This is a genomic window from Pseudomonadota bacterium, from assembly GCA_038533575.1.
Taxonomy (GTDB): Bacteria; Pseudomonadota; Alphaproteobacteria; order Rhodobacterales; family Rhodobacteraceae; genus Shimia_B.
Genome location: JBCAYL010000056.1, coordinates 1 through 523, shown reverse-complemented (window position 1 = coordinate 523; position 523 = coordinate 1). Strand labels below are relative to the sequence as shown.

Annotated in this window: 1 protein-coding gene; it reads right to left on the bottom strand. The window is 70.6% G+C overall.

The window, feature by feature from the left end:
* Nucleotides 1-522, bottom strand: a 522-nt coding sequence (locus AAFM92_16980; protein MEL7302050.1) for an LLM class flavin-dependent oxidoreductase, incomplete at its 3' end; no start/stop codon positions are given.
* Nucleotide 523: the final 1 nt, after the last annotated feature.

Genomic DNA, 523 nt, shown 5'->3' with positions numbered 1-523 from the left:
CCCGGCTCGCACGAACGACGCAGGCGTGCCGCCCACGCCCAGCCAGATCGGGAGGGACGGTTGCAGCGGCCGGGGGTAGATCGCCTGCGCGCGCAGCGGCGGGCGAAACTGACCCGACCACGTGACGACCTCCTGGTCGCGCAGCTGAAGCAGCAGGTCGAGCTTCTCTGCGAAGAGCGCGTCGTAGTCGTTGAGGTCGAGGCCGAAGAGCGGGAACGACTCGGTGAAGGAGCCGCGGCCCACCACCATGTCGGCACGCCCTTGCGAGACGAGATCGAGCGTGGCGAAGTGTTGGAAGACCCGCACGGGGTCGGCGGCGCTGAGCACGGTGACGGCGCTCGACAGCCGGATGCGCGTCGTCCGCGCGGCGGCGGCGGCGAGGATGACGGCGGGCGCGGCGTCGAGGAATTCCTCGCGGTAGTGCTCGCCGATGCCGAAGCTGTCCAGGCCGACCTCGTCCGCGTAGGCCATGCGGTCGAGCAATTCACTCATGGCTTTGCTGCGGGCAGGGCCGCCGTCCACG